Raw genomic sequence first — 15,042 nt, 5'->3', positions numbered from 1 at the left:
TTAGAGATTGACATGGGGTAAACCAGAAAGCTTTTTAGTTTTAGCGATCGCACAATAAAAAGGGCGATAGAGAGATTGTACGACCAAGCGATCGCGTAGGGGAATTTGTGGATCATTTTCAAAATAAGGACGCAGTAAATTTACAATCCCGACAAGGACACTGGTAGCAGCAATATCTTCTTTTCCATCTTGGTTTCTAGCGGTATTTATCCCAAATTTAGCGTCGCACCAAAAAATTTGTGCATTGGCATTACCACGAATTAGACGACCTATTACTTGCCAAAGAGAAACAAGAATATCCCAATACACAGCCTCGCGATCGTCTACAGGTAGCGTCCTTAATTTGACTGAGAGGTGCAGCAGGTGAAGCCATTGACGATACGCCGTGTCACGAAAATCCTTACCTAATCTCAAGGTTTCCCCTGTAGCCGTTTTATGATTTTCAATTGCCCAACGGTTGATCGAGTGAATTGCATAAGATAAATCGTCAGGAACAGGGTGAGGTAAAACTAGAAAGTAAGCCGCTCCAATTACCGCAATTCCATTCTCATCAACAATATTATGCCCTCGCTCAAATGCTTTAATTGGACTGATCAAAATTGTTTCCGATCTTGTAGCAAAATCCGGCGATCGTCCCCGCTGCAATGCATTACGATTATCCCGCTCATCATGCCACTCTTTAGAAATTTCATCATCAGGAGATAGAGGGATAACTTTATCCTTCCATCCTAACCCCTCCAGACACTGATCAACCCAATTAACTTGTTCATAACTGTTAACCATTAATGATATTTTTCTACCCTTCAACTCTTTGAGTTTGTCAGCTAGATAGTCTTCTTCTACTAACTTTGTAACAATTTGTTCTAGATTACGACGCTTATTATCTCCTGCTCCCGACACAGAGATGGGGTTTTGATGCTTATCGGAGAAGGGTAAAAACGTTGAAGTTATGACCATTTCCTTTGATGTATCTGGTACAAGCACTCCATAAACAGGTACATCAACATGATATGCAGGTGATTTTCCCGCCCAACTTGTTCCCGACATCAGCAATAAGTGGGGACTGGCAATATTATCTGCTTTGAATAATTCATCAAAATGCAGTAACAACCAACGTCCAACGCCCGTGCAACGAAAAAACTGTAAGCTACCTAATGACTCTTTGTAGGATTTGTGGTACTGAAATGCCAGTTGATTCCCCATTGGCATTGCTGGAATAACTGCATTAAAGTCTGGTGGGGGAGCATCAAACCACATTGAATCTGATGTATCCAGATTTAGGATTCCTTGCACCTGTCGCCATTTGATCATCATCAAGGAGAGCTTACTTTGCAGAACACAGACTAGCAAGGCAAACTCTAGTTTGACGGAAATTTCATTGATTTTTTCCGAAGACAAGGGAACAGTTTCAGTTTGCTCAACCCATTTCCGAATAGCTGCACGTTTTTTGTCTTTTTTAGCCAACGGAAATAAGGGATTACGCTCGTCGTCTAAATTTTTGATATATGGCTCAAACGTACCCTTCATTAAGGCATCGCATTGTTGAGATTGTTCTACATTATCCGGCTCTGTCCTTGTTAGTAACGTAGCCACCTCTCGCAACAATAGCCAGTCCGTAAAATAATGCTTAGAGTCTCGCCATTTAGCTAAGTCATTTTCATTGCTCAATAGGTGGTATATTTTATCGGCTGTGCCGTTAGCTATACGGCAAGCGTCCCACCAATCTGAGACAATATCATTCTCAAGCAGTCTTGACTTTTGCTGCTTTAATTTGTCTTCAACATAATCATGGAGCTTGTTCAACCAAGCATCTCTAGCAGGTCTGCACAATGTCTTATCAGGACTAAATGCTTTATCCAGATAGGCTTGGTGTTGGTCAACTTCATCCACAATGACCAAATCACTGCGCCTACAAACCAATTCAAAATACAGGATACTCTCTCGGTTTATTGCTCGTGGAACCCTGCTATAAATTAAGCTTCCTGGTGTGGCAATCCAGATAGAAGCGTTAACTAGATCGCAGTCTTTTTTATGAGAGGGACATACACCGTAAGCTGGACAAGCTTTGTGCTTAGATGATAGTTCTGATTCATCTTCGTTGCTTGTCTCTATAGGTTCCAAGTTCAAACATGGCTGCATACCAATTTCAAACGGTATTTCCATCTCCGGCTTAACTGAAGGGGTCAATAGGCAAGTATTACTCAGCCATTGGAACGCCGGATGGTCTTGGTTAAACGCTTCATTTGGATTAGAGTTGTAAACGGCTTTGTGTAATCTATTTAAGTGGCTGGCTTTGTTGGAATTCCCCAAGATAGGAGCCACGTCAGTAATTCCAACTTCGGCAAACATTTTAGTCAACTCAAAGATTTGTAGCACATCCGCTACAACTAGAGTAACGTGCAATTTATTACGCCACGAACAGACTGCCAAAACTTTCATTAAGTTGGACTTTCCGGATGACACCATCCCGACTAAATGCCGGATTCTATTGATGGTTAAAGTCTCAGCATCAACTAATTCTTGGGTATCGTTAAATACTTGTAGTTTGATTTTACTAAAAAGACTTACCCACTTTGGCTTTAGTCCCCTATTACCCCTTTGCTCATCCATCCATGCGGCTGTTTCCCTAAGTTCAGCCCAAGATAATTGCAGCGGATTTCTCAAGGACACACCAGCTATATTGTGATTTTGTGGACGTTGGAAATTAGCAATCAGAGGCGATATCGCAACGGTTTCCTTTTTCCCTTTTACCTCGCACTTATAATTTTCAGCTTTAGCCCAGGTAAGCGCCTTTCTTTGCGATAACTCTACTGACTTATTTAATGTATCGTTATAAATCTGGAATCGGTGATTGGCAACTGTAATATTAGTTCGCCTTAGATATTGCCAAGATTCTCCTTCTTCATAAATTTCATACCCACGACTATCTGACGGAAAATCTCGATAACGCTGTAGGGCTTCTTTCCAGATAAATGGACTATCGAAGTGTGGCAATAGATGACGAGCGATCGCCAACATTCGATACTGATTTTCCGTCCAATTTTGGCATTCTGGATGCGAGATGGGATAACCAGTCAGTAGCACCCAAAGACTATTCGCTGTAGCGCCAGGAAGCAAGACGCTCAACAGGTAAAGTCCTAACTCGATCTCACATAACTCTTTATCTAAATCGTTCTTTAGAGGTGCATACCATTTCGTAGTATTTCTCATTTCTAAATTCCTAGCTTTTTAATAACTTTATTAACAAATGAACTTTCAAACATTACCTGAGATTTTTTGACCGATACGGGACAATAACCTCGGAATTCTTGGATGTACTCCTGACCATAACTTTTCAGTTCATCAGGAAAGACAAAAAAGGATTTATTGTAAGGCTGATGCTTGAGTTGACGAATAGGCTGATTGACTTTTTTGGCTAAGTTATATGCCGATTCCCAAAACTTTACATCAACTGCCCAGACTGTTCCATCTGGAAAAACTAAATGTAAGTCATATTGGTCGAGTTCTGGATATAGCTTAACTTCTAATCGGTTTAACTGTTTCAATTTTCTTTCTAGTCGGAGTTCTGCTTTCCCTGGACGATGAATAAAATATCGTAAATCCTTCTTCAGCCAAAAGATTTCATCATACTGATGATCGGCTAAAGGGACAGGATTCTTTTTTTCTTTAGCACAATGTTTGTTCTCACATTTTAAAATATTATCTTTTGTTACATACATTAGACCGCCACAATGACCGCAGCAGTAAAATTTTTCACCTAACTTATAAGATTCTGGAGCTTTTTCATAGCTATGTATCAGAAGATCTTGCACGAGCTTAAAATCTACAGCGCTGTCAATATAAAGTTGACCCCTTGTTACTACAGGGTTTTCTATAAGATACTTCCTAAACCTCGTGTAGAGTTCAGGGTTTTGTGCGGTTTTAGTCATTACCTCATTAATCACTTTCTTTTGGAAATTACCCCATTCATCGAAGTATTCTCCTGCTGTTTCAATACAAAACCCACTCGGCTTTTGGTCTTCTATCAGTCGCTTATCGAGCCATTCTTCAGGGCAATCAATTTCTATCTCCCAATCTTTTAAGGGGCGCTGCGCCCATCTGGACACAAAATCAGGAACTCCTTGTATCGGTTGAGGCATTCGGGCTATTAAACAAGCAAGTGTCAGCTTGTTTACCCCTAATTGCAAGACAGCCGGATATGCTGAGAGACTTTTGGGGATTTGGTGTGCATACTCACATAGACCCTTAGCTATCTGTTGGAGCGTACCCTCTCCTATCAGATTCACCCGATCAGGCTCTTTGACTTCCTCGCTACCCGTAACTAATGAAGTCATGTCGTACCGTCTGTGTCCTGTTGGCGTCCTCATTGCCTTAATCTTTCCCGTCGCCTCCCAGCGCCTGAGGGTGTCTACGCTAACCCCTATGCGCTGTGATGCTTCTTTTGGACTCACAAACTCTGGAATGGGCTTTGCCTCAATTCTATTCCTCTACTATAGCCGCATTTCTAGATTTGCATAGATATTTTTGGCAAAATGAATGGGTAGATTTGTGAAAAAGACTCCTAGAACGGATAATGACCGCGATCGCTGTTTTTTCCCAACGTCGTCTGATTGCGGTTTACGGGTAAGTTCCAACAGGGCTACGGGTTGAAATAATTATCGCGATCGCGTAAAGTAAGCTGCGATCTAATCATTTTGGATATAGCGGTTTGCCACTGGGTAGAGTACACCTAAAATTTATGATACTGGGTCATCTGGGCGTAAAGTGTATTCAACTGAGTTGCAGTTATTCAGAAAGAGATTTTAGACGATAACCTAAACCATGTACAGTTTCAATTAAATCTTCTGGAGCGCCTACTGATCGAAGTTTGGAGCGCAGGCTTTTAATATGAACCTTAATCGTATCTTCTTTCGGAGGATTCTCTAGTGACCAAACATGTTCAATAATGGCACTCCGACTCATAATTTGGCGTCCGTTGCGAATCAGCAATTCTAAAAGACTGTATTCTTTGGGAGTCAAGCGTAGAGTTTGCTCGCCGTAGCAGACTTCATAAGTCGCTGGATCTAAATGCAATTGTCCCCATTTTAAAATGGGGGGTGCAACCGTTTGCCCTCGTCGCAGTAGCGCTCGAATCCTAGCCAGTAACTCTGGAATATCCAGAGGTTTAACCATATAATCATCGGCGCCTGCGTCCAAACCGATCACTTTATCCGTACTGGTATCGCGAGCCGTGATCATCAATATTGGCATCTGATAACCATAGGAGCGCAAGCGTTGACACAAATGAATCCCATCCAATTGCGGCAACATCATGTCAAGCAAAATTAGGTCGTAATCAAGGGTATTCACTTGCACCCAGGCAAACTCTCCATCGGAAACGGTATCGACGGCATACCGTTGTATAGCCAAGGCTTCAGCCAGGGCTTCAGCCAGATAGATATCATCTTCGACTAGAAGAATTCTCACTTATTGACATACTATTCCCTTATATGAATTTATCACGAGCCGGTCTAAAAACAAACTTGCTCAAGAGAACGGATAGCTAGCGGCTGTTATTTTTTAGGATAACTCAGATGCAAAAATCTATCAGTATCAAAATTGTTATCGGCGGTTTTTGTCTGGCATTACTTATTTTTATTGGTGTTAGTGTTATTTCCTATAGTCACCTGACTCAACTGATGGAACTTCCCCGGTCGATGGACTATAGTTACAAGTTACAGGAACATCTGAAAGATTTATTGTCTCAGCTCAACAGCGCCAATGCGATCGCCCAACAACAGCAATCGCTCCTGAGGCAGATCCAAGCGAAAGAACAACAGGTGCTACAAGAGCAGTTAGCGACTGTGGTGACTCAGATTCAGAAAACCCAGTTGAGTATGATTCTGGGGCATAGTAGCAGCTTAGCGATTCTGATGGTGCTGTGCGGGTTGCTCCTGAAGCAGCACTCTCGATTCCAGCCAGAGTTAAGCGGCGGAAGCCAACAGTCACAGACTACCCGATCGCAAATGGCGCAACGAGAGCAACTCATCCTCAGGAGCGCTCAACGTATCCGCCAAACTCTAGATCTGGACACCATTCTCAAAACCACAGTCACCGAAGTACGAGAATTTCTGGGTGTGGAGCGAGTGTTAGTCTATCGGATTTGGTCTGATGGTACAGGAAGTACCGTAGCGGAATCTGTCACTCCTGATACCGCACCTATTCTGGGACAAACCTTTCCGGCTGAAGTTTTTCCCGAACAGATGCATCAATTGTACTGCCAAGGACGGATTCGCACTGTAGTCAATCCAGAAACCGATGGAGTTGCTCCCTGCTTGGTGGAATTTCTACAGCACTTAGGTGTCAAGTCTAAACTCGTCGTACCCATTCTGCAACAAGAAAAGCTTTGGGGACTGATGATTGCCCATCACTGTTCTCAACCCCGACAGTGGCAACCCTTAGAAATTGACTTACTTTCTCAATTAGCTATACAAGTTACCATTGCCATTCACCAAGCCCAACTCTATCAACAGCTTCAGAATGAATTGAGGGAGCGCCAACGGATTGAAGCCCAACTGCGTCAAGCTCGCGATGAACTAGAAATCCGAGTTCAAGAACGTACTGGTGAACTGATACAGATGAACGCTGATCTACAGACTCAAATCCATGAACGCATGGAAGCAGAAGCCGCATTAAAAATTAGTGAAGAACGCTTTCGGGTTGCTCTCCATGACTCACCAATTACAGTATTTAATCAAGACACAAATCTGCGCTACACCTGGGTCTATAATCCGGCGAGTCGGATTAATACTGACGTACTGCTCGGAAAATCAGAATTGGAAATGTTTTCACCAGAAAATGCCCAGAAGTTAATTCCTATTAAGCATCGAGTTCTGACGACCGGAGTAGGTGAGCGCCAAGAGATATCAATTATCGTAGACGGTAAAGTCCGGTACTACGACTTAACCGTAGAACCATTACAAAACGATGCCGAAGAAGTGGTTGGCATTACCTGTGCTGCCACCAACATTACCGATATTCGGATTCGGGAACAACAGTTGAGATCAATCTTTGAAGGCGCTCTTGATGCCATTACAATTGCCGATGATCAGGGTCGATATATAGAAGCTAATCCAGCGGCTTGTCAGTTATTTGGTTTACCTTTAAATGAACTTTTAGGCAAACGAATTGCTGAATTCATGGAACCAGGTTTTGATTTTGAAGCAGCTTGGCATCTCTTTCAACAGCAGCAAAGGTTAACCGGAGAAGTCCGTATCCTCAAGCCAAACGGTACAATGCGAGATGTGGAATATACAGCCAAAGCCAACTTTCTTCCTGGACAGCATTTATCTATCTGGCGGGATATAACTGAACGCAAACGCGCCGAAAAAGCACTCCGGGAAAGTGAACGGTTTATTCAACGCATTGCTCACGCCATGCCAACGGCTTTGTATCTCTACGACTTAATCGAAAAGTGCAATATCTACACTAACCAACAGATTACTCAACTCATCGGCTACTCCCCTGAAGAAATCCAACAGATGGCACCGACATTTCCTCAAAATCTGATTCACCCAGATGATCAAGCCAAATGTACCACCGCCATTAAACGATTTGCCACGGCTAAAGAGGGAGAAATTATTGAGACAGACTATCGCATCCAACATAAGTCAGGGGAATGGCGTTGGCTGTATAGTCGCGAGATGGTGTTTACTCGCACGGCTGATGGTTTACCCCAGCAAATTCTCGGTACTGCTCAAGATATTACAGAACACAAGCAGGCAGAATCAATACGTCTAGCACTTGCACAAGAGCAGGAACTCAGACAACTCCAGCTTAACTTTTTTTCTATGGCATCCCATGAATTTCGCACGCCATTAAGTACTATTTTAGCTAGTGTCCAATTGCTGAAATATTACTATCCAGAAGGAACAGATAAGAAAATTTGTCGCAATATTAACCGGATTGAGACAACAGCTAAAACCATGACTCAGCTTTTGGGTGACATCTTAACAATCAGCCGAGCGGAAACTGGAAAATTAGAGTTTACTCCTCAACCCATTGAGTTAGAAAGTTTCTGCTGGTGTTTAGTGGAAGAGATGCAAGTGAATGCGGGAGAAAATTATTCAATTAATTTTGTTATTCAACATCAACCTCCTATTGTTTTATTGGATGAGAAGTTGTTGCGTTCTATTTTAATGAATTTGCTTTCTAATGCGATTAAATATTCCCCGATAGGTAGTCAAGTATATTTGATATTGACATATAGTCAATCTACGGCAATGTTTAAAGTCAAAGATCAAGGGATTGGGATTCCCTCAGCGGATCAAAAAAAGTTGTTTACTATATTTCATCGTGGCACAAATATTGGCAATATCCCCGGCACAGGATTAGGATTAGCTGTTGTCAAGAAATGCCTAGAGATACAAGGCGGTACGATTTCAGTCAATAGTGAAGTGGGAGTCGGTACAACGATGACAATCACGATACCATTGCCATCGGCATGACTTATACTGGAGTTGAAAAACATTCTGTACGTCCAAGCCAATTTAGTCAATTATCGTCAGGACATGATATAAGTTGGGTTTCGTTCCTCAACCCAACCTACTTGCGTTGACTACAAATTATTTTTTACCAAGGACTACCAATCATGGTAAATGCAGCCCAGTAATAGGGATGGGTAAGAGATCTGTCGTCTTGATTCTCTAATGTTGGCGGTAAAGGAACAGGTTGTCCACTTCCCCGTAATTGCCCCCCTTCGAGGCGCACATCACCCTTGAGCATAGCTAACTGTGCTTGTCGTAAAGCTTCGGCTTTAATCGGAGCGGTTTGCAACTGTCGATAAAACTCCGTCATCAATCCAGAAGTTCCTTCATCACTGACATACCACAAACTCGACAGCGCCGACTTGACACCCGCTTGCACGGCTAATCCAGCAAAACCTAACTCGGCTTTTTCATCACCAACTGCTGTGCGACAGGCTGAAAGGATTAATAATTCAATCGGGGTGCGACGATTATTCCAGCCTAATTCTCGCAGTTGATCCAGGCGCAGTAGCTCATTCCATAATAAGATATAGGAATTCTCTAGAGGACCAGATTTGAATTCACCATGGGTGGCTAAATGCACAATTGTGGCGTTTTGGCTTTGTGATTTGAGAGTTTCTAGGGTGACTTTTTCATTCAGGAATGATTGTGCTTGTCGAATACTTTCAATCGTTTGAAGTTCCAGGGGTACGGCAGGTAAAGGACTCAGATTTAGTTCCTTTGCCAGATCACTGGATTCTGCGACTCCCATTGCCAAAACTGGAGCATTCTGAATACTGTTATAGCTAGTATCGGTGATGCTGAGACTGGGCATCAACCCTACACTATATTTTTCCACCAAAAAGCCTTGACCATCATGGAGCGCTGCAACGGGTAAGGAACGCAAGCCACTATCCATGATGAAAACCAGATTTTGAATCCCTTGGGCGTCTAACTCAGCTTGTAAGGGGGCGATTAACCAGTCATACATTTGTTGAGCTGGCTCTAAATAACTGGTGGTTCTCCGTTTAATGGGATTGGTGATTTCTCGGCGTAATTTTGTCGCCGTTCCCACGATAGTATCCCGGGTTGTATCAGGTATACTGACAATCTTTTTATCCTGAGCGGATACCATTTTCAGTTCTAGGCGATCGCCAACAAATGTAGCATAAATAAATGCTGATTTTACACCGGTTTGCTGCTCAATTTGCTCCAGAATTTTGGCAGCGTCGGCGGGATTGTTAACACTGGGTTTTGGTCCCAAATATCCCGAAAAGGCATCGGTGAGAACACTGTCTAGCGTGGAAAGTTCTAGATCAGCATCCGCGACTTGGCTACTGACTGAAAGGTTAGCATAGAGGCTAGTTATTGGCAGATTGTTCTGAGAGGGTATTCGAGCAATGATTTCAATGTTTTCTTGTCGAACCGGACGAGTAAAGGATTGAACGGGTAAGATTGTTCCGGTAAATCCATTACCATTTGTAATTGCACCGGCTGTGCCATTTTTAGTAGGATTTCCGACTTCAAAGGGATCGAAGGCAGTACCACCACCATGGCGAATCACAATCGGATCACCACCTGTGGCAAGCGTCGCTTGTATGCCAGTTTGAGAAACGAATGTACCTGTTGCTCTCAAATAACCATCTGTGGTTATGTTAATGGTAATTTCAGTCCCTGGTGTTTCTGTCGGACTTGTTGCGATCGCACCTGGGTTTCTCGGCAAACCTTGAGCATTAATAAAACTCAGATCAATACCAGGAGCTTCTCGTCTAAATTCAGGTTGAGCGTTGTTGAGGGTAATTAAACCAGCCAAACCACCAGTAGAACTTGAGTTAACTTCTGCGAGTGTAATTTTACCCAGGGTGGAAACATCGATAGAATCCCCACCTAATAATCCCGATGAGTTTAAATTGCCACTGGTAATATCTCCGGTTTCGCTCATCAGCGCGATCGCATTCCCTTTACCCGTTTCTGAAGATGTATCAATGTTACCCGTTGTAATATTATTTGGAGCAGTCAGCGTTACTATATTCTCTTCCTCTTCAGTCTCTCCCTTGGCTGTTAAATCACCGCTTTGTATAGCTCCTGACTGGCTGCTCAAGGTAATTCCGCGATCGGTTGAAGAGACATTCGCCGTGGTAATTGTGTTATTTGCCTGGAGGTTGACGCTTTCTCCTTCTATATCCGCCGCAGCAATATTACCTTGGCTAGCCGTTAGGTTCACGTTACCTTGAGTCGCTGTGAGTGTTCCTTTAGTCGTATCAATAGAACCAGTTTGGCTATTGAGTGTGATATCTTCCTCCGTGGCGGTAACATTAGCCGTGTTGATGTTCTTATTTGCCTGAATGTTAACAGTTGGCGCTTCTACATTCGCCGTCGTTACACTTCCCTCAGTGGCGGTTAAATCCACCAAGCCTTCGGTTACTTCTATATCCGCCGTCGTAATATTACCTTGGCTAGCCGTTAGGTTTACGTCACCCTGAGTCGCTGTGAGTGTTCCTTTAGTCGTATCAATAGAACCAGTTTGGCTATTGAGTGTGATATCTTCCTGTGTGGCGGTAACACTGGCGGTGCTGATATCATTATTTGCTTGAATGTTCACTGTTGGCGCTTCTACATTCGCCGTCGTCACACTTCCCTGTGTGGCGGTTAAATCCACCAAGCCTTCGGTTACTTCTATATCCGCCGTCGTAATATTACCTTGGCTAGCCGTTAGGTTTACGTCACCCTGAGTCGCTGTGAGTGTTCCTTTAGTCGTATCAATAGAACCCGTTGCACTATTGAGTGTGATATTTTCCGCCGTGGCGGTAACACTGGCTGTGCTGATGTCGTTATTTGCCTGAATGTTCACTGTTGGCGCTTCTACATTCGCCGTCGTCACACTCCCCTGAGTGGCGGTTAAATCCACCAAGCCTTCGGTTACTTCTATATCCGCCGTCGTAATATCACCTTGGCTAGCCGTTAGGTTTATATCACCTTGAGTTGCGGTTAGTGTCCCGTTACTGGTATCAATAGAACCCGTTGCACTATCGAGGGTGATATTTTTCTCTGTGGCGGTAACACTGGCGGTGTTGATGTCGTTATTTGCCTGAATGTTCACTGTTGGCGCTTCTACATTCGCCGTCGTCACACTTCCCTGGTTGGCGGTTAAATCCACCAAGCCTTCGGTTACTTCTATATCCGCCGTCGTAATATCACCTTGGCTAGCGGTGAGGTCCACGTTACCCTGAGTAGTATTGATATCGTCTTGAAGATCAATAGTATCGGCTGTAATCGTAATGCCGTCTGACTCAATCGTTGTAATTGTTGAATTAGCTACCACATTTCCAGCACGGGTAATCGTCAGCGCACCCAAGTCTGTTGTTTGCAATCCATTGTCAAAGTTTTGAGCGCCGACAGCACCACCAAATGTAACTGTTCCAGAGCCAGTGCTGATGGTCAAGTCAAAGGGTGACGTAGAGGATTGATTGGGTATATTTTCCTTGGAGCTAGATACGGTAGCACGAAAGATCACATCACCTCCCCTCACTCCTGGTGATTCTTCAGGAAATGTATCGAATGTGGTATCCGTAACCAGAATTACATCACCGGTAAATTCAATCGGACCACCTCGGGTTTTGATAATACCCGCGACTCGGCTCTGTTGGGCATTAACAAATAAACTGTTAAAAATAGTTGTCGAAGTGCCGACAATATCCGCGTTGATTGTGGTATCGTCACCAATCCGCAATTGCTTTAATGGAACATCCTGACCGATTTCCCCTTCAAAAGAAACACTCCCTGTACCCGGTGCAACGGTAAGACTTTGCTCTTCAGCCGTTTCTCCGTTAACATCACCCATGAAGGTAATGTCACCGCCTTCCGCACCCGTTTTGACCTCCACCAGATCAGAATGTAGATGTACATTTTGACCGATAATAATATTACGTCCTTCTGTTGTGATTTCGACTTGCGGCTTATCTTGGTTTCCTAGATAGACATTTTCACCATTAATTGTGATGGAAGCATTATCTGTTCCTGTCAGATTGCCATTCACATTAATTCTGCCGCCTGCTGCGGGTGATTTAATCGTCACCGGATCTTGGAAACTAACACCCCCAGAATCCATGACAATTGTGCCATTACCTGTCTTTCGTCCAATTGTAATTTGGCTAAAGCCATTGGCTATAGCGGCTAAATCTGTATCGCTGATATCTAAAGTGCCTGTTCCACTAGGGGGTGAGCCAATATCAATAGAAACATTATCGGTACTTGGCTTTAGGTAAATTCTTCCCTGATTCGGGGTTCTGACTGAGTTGGCTCCACCTTTGAAGTCAATTTCATTAGCGATTAAATCAATCTTTTCGGTTACTGTGACACGATTATTAAAGGTCACAGATTCCCCGTTATTAACCGTTAAATTTCTTAAAGATGTACTATTGCCTACAGCACCCGCAAAAACCACCGTGCTATTATCGGCATTGACGGTTAAATCTTGACTGTTTGGTGTTGTCCCATCTATAGGACTGTTGAAATTAATCGCACCCCCCTTATTGGTAAGGGTAATAGAGTTACCTAGAGTGACTGGACTGTTAAGGTTGATAGTATTGTTAGGTGCATCAGATGTGGTGATGTTGCCATTGAGCGTAATCCCACTACTTCCCCGAATCGTTAGGTTATGGATTTCATTGCCATTACCGCCGATCGCGTCTACTGTAACCCTACCTGTACCTGCCTCCAGGGTTAGATCGGCTGGATTAGTCCCCTGAATTGTACCAGTGTTGAATGCGATCGCACCACCATTAGACCTAAATGTCGTGGTATTGTCTAGATTAAAGGCTGTACCTGCGGTGTAATTTTGATTCTGGGCATTATACGTTGTCCCTGTAAAATTAATGACTTCTGTAGCATCGAGTGTCGCTGCGCCGCTAACACCTTGACTTATCACCCCACCCCCAAGACTAGATAGAGTAATCTCCCTTGCTTTTAAGGTTAAGTTGCTTAGTCCTGTGGTGCTACCAATTGCTTGACCTACATTTATAGAACCACTTCCAGCATTCAAGGTCAGGTTGCGATCGCCATTAATCGATTGATTAATACTGATAATGCCATCATTATTGACATTATCAGTATCAATAGTCGCGTTTGCCCCTAAAGTCACGGCTCCGTTTAGGGTAACGTTGTTGTCAACGATATCTGACGTTTCTATCTTACCGTTTAGAGTAATTCCGTTATCGCCCGTTAAATTAACAGCTCCGGCATTAATTACTCCATTGGTCGAGATAGTTGCTCCTGCAACTTCTATGATTCCAGCAACCGAGGTGGAATTTAAGTTAAGATTATTGATGTCCTTGAGAGTGACATTATTGCCTTGAGAAACGGCTACATTATTAAAGTTGTTATTTGTGTTATTCAGAGTAATTGCTTGGTTCGTTCCTGCTGCCAGGGTCGCTGTACCATTAACGATCAACGTATCATTTGGTGTATTTTGACGAATTTCACCGCCGTTGCTCGTCACATTTAGATTGCCCGAAATAGAAGCAGTTCCCAAAACTGTATTTCCCTGGCTGGTTAGATTCAAATGTCGAGAAATGGTGGAATCTCTGAGGAGAATATTATCGGTGTCATTCAACGTTACATCTCTTGCCTTTGTGATGACGACTTCATTAAAGTTATTGGTCGTATTATCAAGAGTAATTGCTTTGTTTGTTCCTGCTGCCAGGGTCGCTGTACCATTAACGGTCAACGTATCATTTGGTGTATTTTGACGAATTTCACCGCCGTTGCTCGTCACATTTAGATTGCCCGAAATAGAGGCATTGCCCAGAACCGTATCTTCCTTGCTGGTTAGGTTCAAATTTCGAGAAATGGTGGAATCTCTGAGGAGAATATCATTGGTGTCATTCAACGTTACATCTCTGGCACTGGTGATGACGACTTCATTGAAGTTATTGTTAGCATCATTAAGGATAATATCATTGCTAATTCCTGTCGTCAGTGTCGCTACACCACTGACGGTTATACCACCACTGGTTTGGGTAATATTACCTGTAGTAGCCGTAACATTTAGGTTCTTCGGTAGGTTGAGGATACCAGTGAATGTGGGATTGCCACCTTGCACTGTCAGGTTAAACGTTTCACCACTCAGGTTAACATCGTTAATGGTAACGTCTCCTGTAACGGTACTACTGCCAATTGTGACTGTGCCATTCGATTGCAAGTTACTTAAATCTGTAGCATTCAGGTTAAAAGTACCCGTCGCACTATCACCAATACCAATCGTTGAGGTAGGGCTAGTTGGTTTGAAGGTGGCATTTGCCGCTGTCACTGTACCATTGATATTCACATCTGTGGCGGTCACTCCTAAATTACCAGTAATACTAGAAGCGCCTAAATCAATGGCATTGGTATCGTTTAAGGTAACATTTGCGCCACTGGTGACGGCTACTGTGCTGAAGTTATTGGCATTATCTAAGGTGATATTGCCATTGGCATTTAATCGGGTTTCACCCGTAACACTCAAAGCACCACTATCTGTAATCTCACCCACAGCAGTCAC

General features: G+C 43.3%; 5 protein-coding genes and 1 pseudogene. 1 reads left to right on the top strand and 5 read right to left on the bottom strand.

The genetic code is table 11. The annotated features are described in order from the left end of the window. From RIM23_RS00400 to RIM23_RS00385, 4 genes and pseudogenes are all read right to left on the bottom strand, one after another. Positions 1–3,210, bottom strand: coding sequence for a pPIWI_RE_Z domain-containing protein (locus tag RIM23_RS00400; RefSeq protein ID WP_446363480.1), 3,210 nt, complete (start codon positions 3,208–3,210; stop codon positions 1–3). 2 nt (positions 3,211–3,212) lie between these two features. Beyond that, on the bottom strand, positions 3,213–4,334 hold the full coding sequence (locus tag RIM23_RS00395; RefSeq protein ID WP_446363502.1) for a restriction endonuclease-related protein: 1,122 nt from the start codon (positions 4,332–4,334) through the stop codon (positions 3,213–3,215). 9 nt (positions 4,335–4,343) lie between these two features. Next, positions 4,344–4,451 (bottom strand): annotated as a pseudogene (locus tag RIM23_RS00390) (MerR family DNA-binding transcriptional regulator); the annotation flags it as partial. A gap of 334 nt (positions 4,452–4,785) precedes the next feature. Then, a complete protein-coding gene (locus RIM23_RS00385) occupies positions 4,786–5,466 on the bottom strand; it encodes a response regulator transcription factor (RefSeq protein WP_446363478.1) in 681 nt (226 codons plus the stop codon). Between the two features lie 107 nt (positions 5,467–5,573). On the opposite strand from RIM23_RS00385, the gene RIM23_RS00380 reads away from it, so the two are divergent. Then, the gene (locus RIM23_RS00380) at positions 5,574–8,486 is read left to right on the top strand and encodes a PAS domain S-box protein (protein WP_446363476.1); all 2,913 of its coding nucleotides are present in this window, start codon (positions 5,574–5,576) and stop codon (positions 8,484–8,486) included. A gap of 124 nt (positions 8,487–8,610) precedes the next feature. On the opposite strand, the gene RIM23_RS00375 is transcribed toward RIM23_RS00380, so the two are convergent. Continuing rightward, positions 8,611–15,033, bottom strand: coding sequence for a CHAT domain-containing protein (locus RIM23_RS00375; protein WP_446363474.1), 6,423 nt, complete (start codon positions 15,031–15,033; stop codon positions 8,611–8,613). Positions 15,034–15,042 lie beyond the last annotated feature (9 nt).

Origin of the sequence: Coleofasciculus sp. G3-WIS-01 (genome assembly GCF_040223135.1) — a bacterium.
Taxonomy (GTDB): Bacteria; Cyanobacteriota; Cyanobacteriia; order Cyanobacteriales; family Coleofasciculaceae; genus Coleofasciculus.
This window is presented reverse-complemented; position numbering and strand designations above follow the sequence as displayed.

Bases quoted from the DNA above. Each gene is read 5' to 3' on its own strand.
- RIM23_RS00400 (WP_446363480.1), bottom strand. From the start codon at position 3,210: ATGAGAAATACTACGAAATGGTATGCACCTCTAAAGAACGATTTAGAT.
- RIM23_RS00395 (WP_446363502.1), bottom strand. From the start codon at position 4,334: ATGACTTCATTAGTTACGGGTAGCGAGGAAGTCAAAGAGCCTGATCGG.
- RIM23_RS00380 (WP_446363476.1), top strand. From the start codon at position 5,574: ATGCAAAAATCTATCAGTATCAAAATTGTTATCGGCGGTTTTTGTCTG.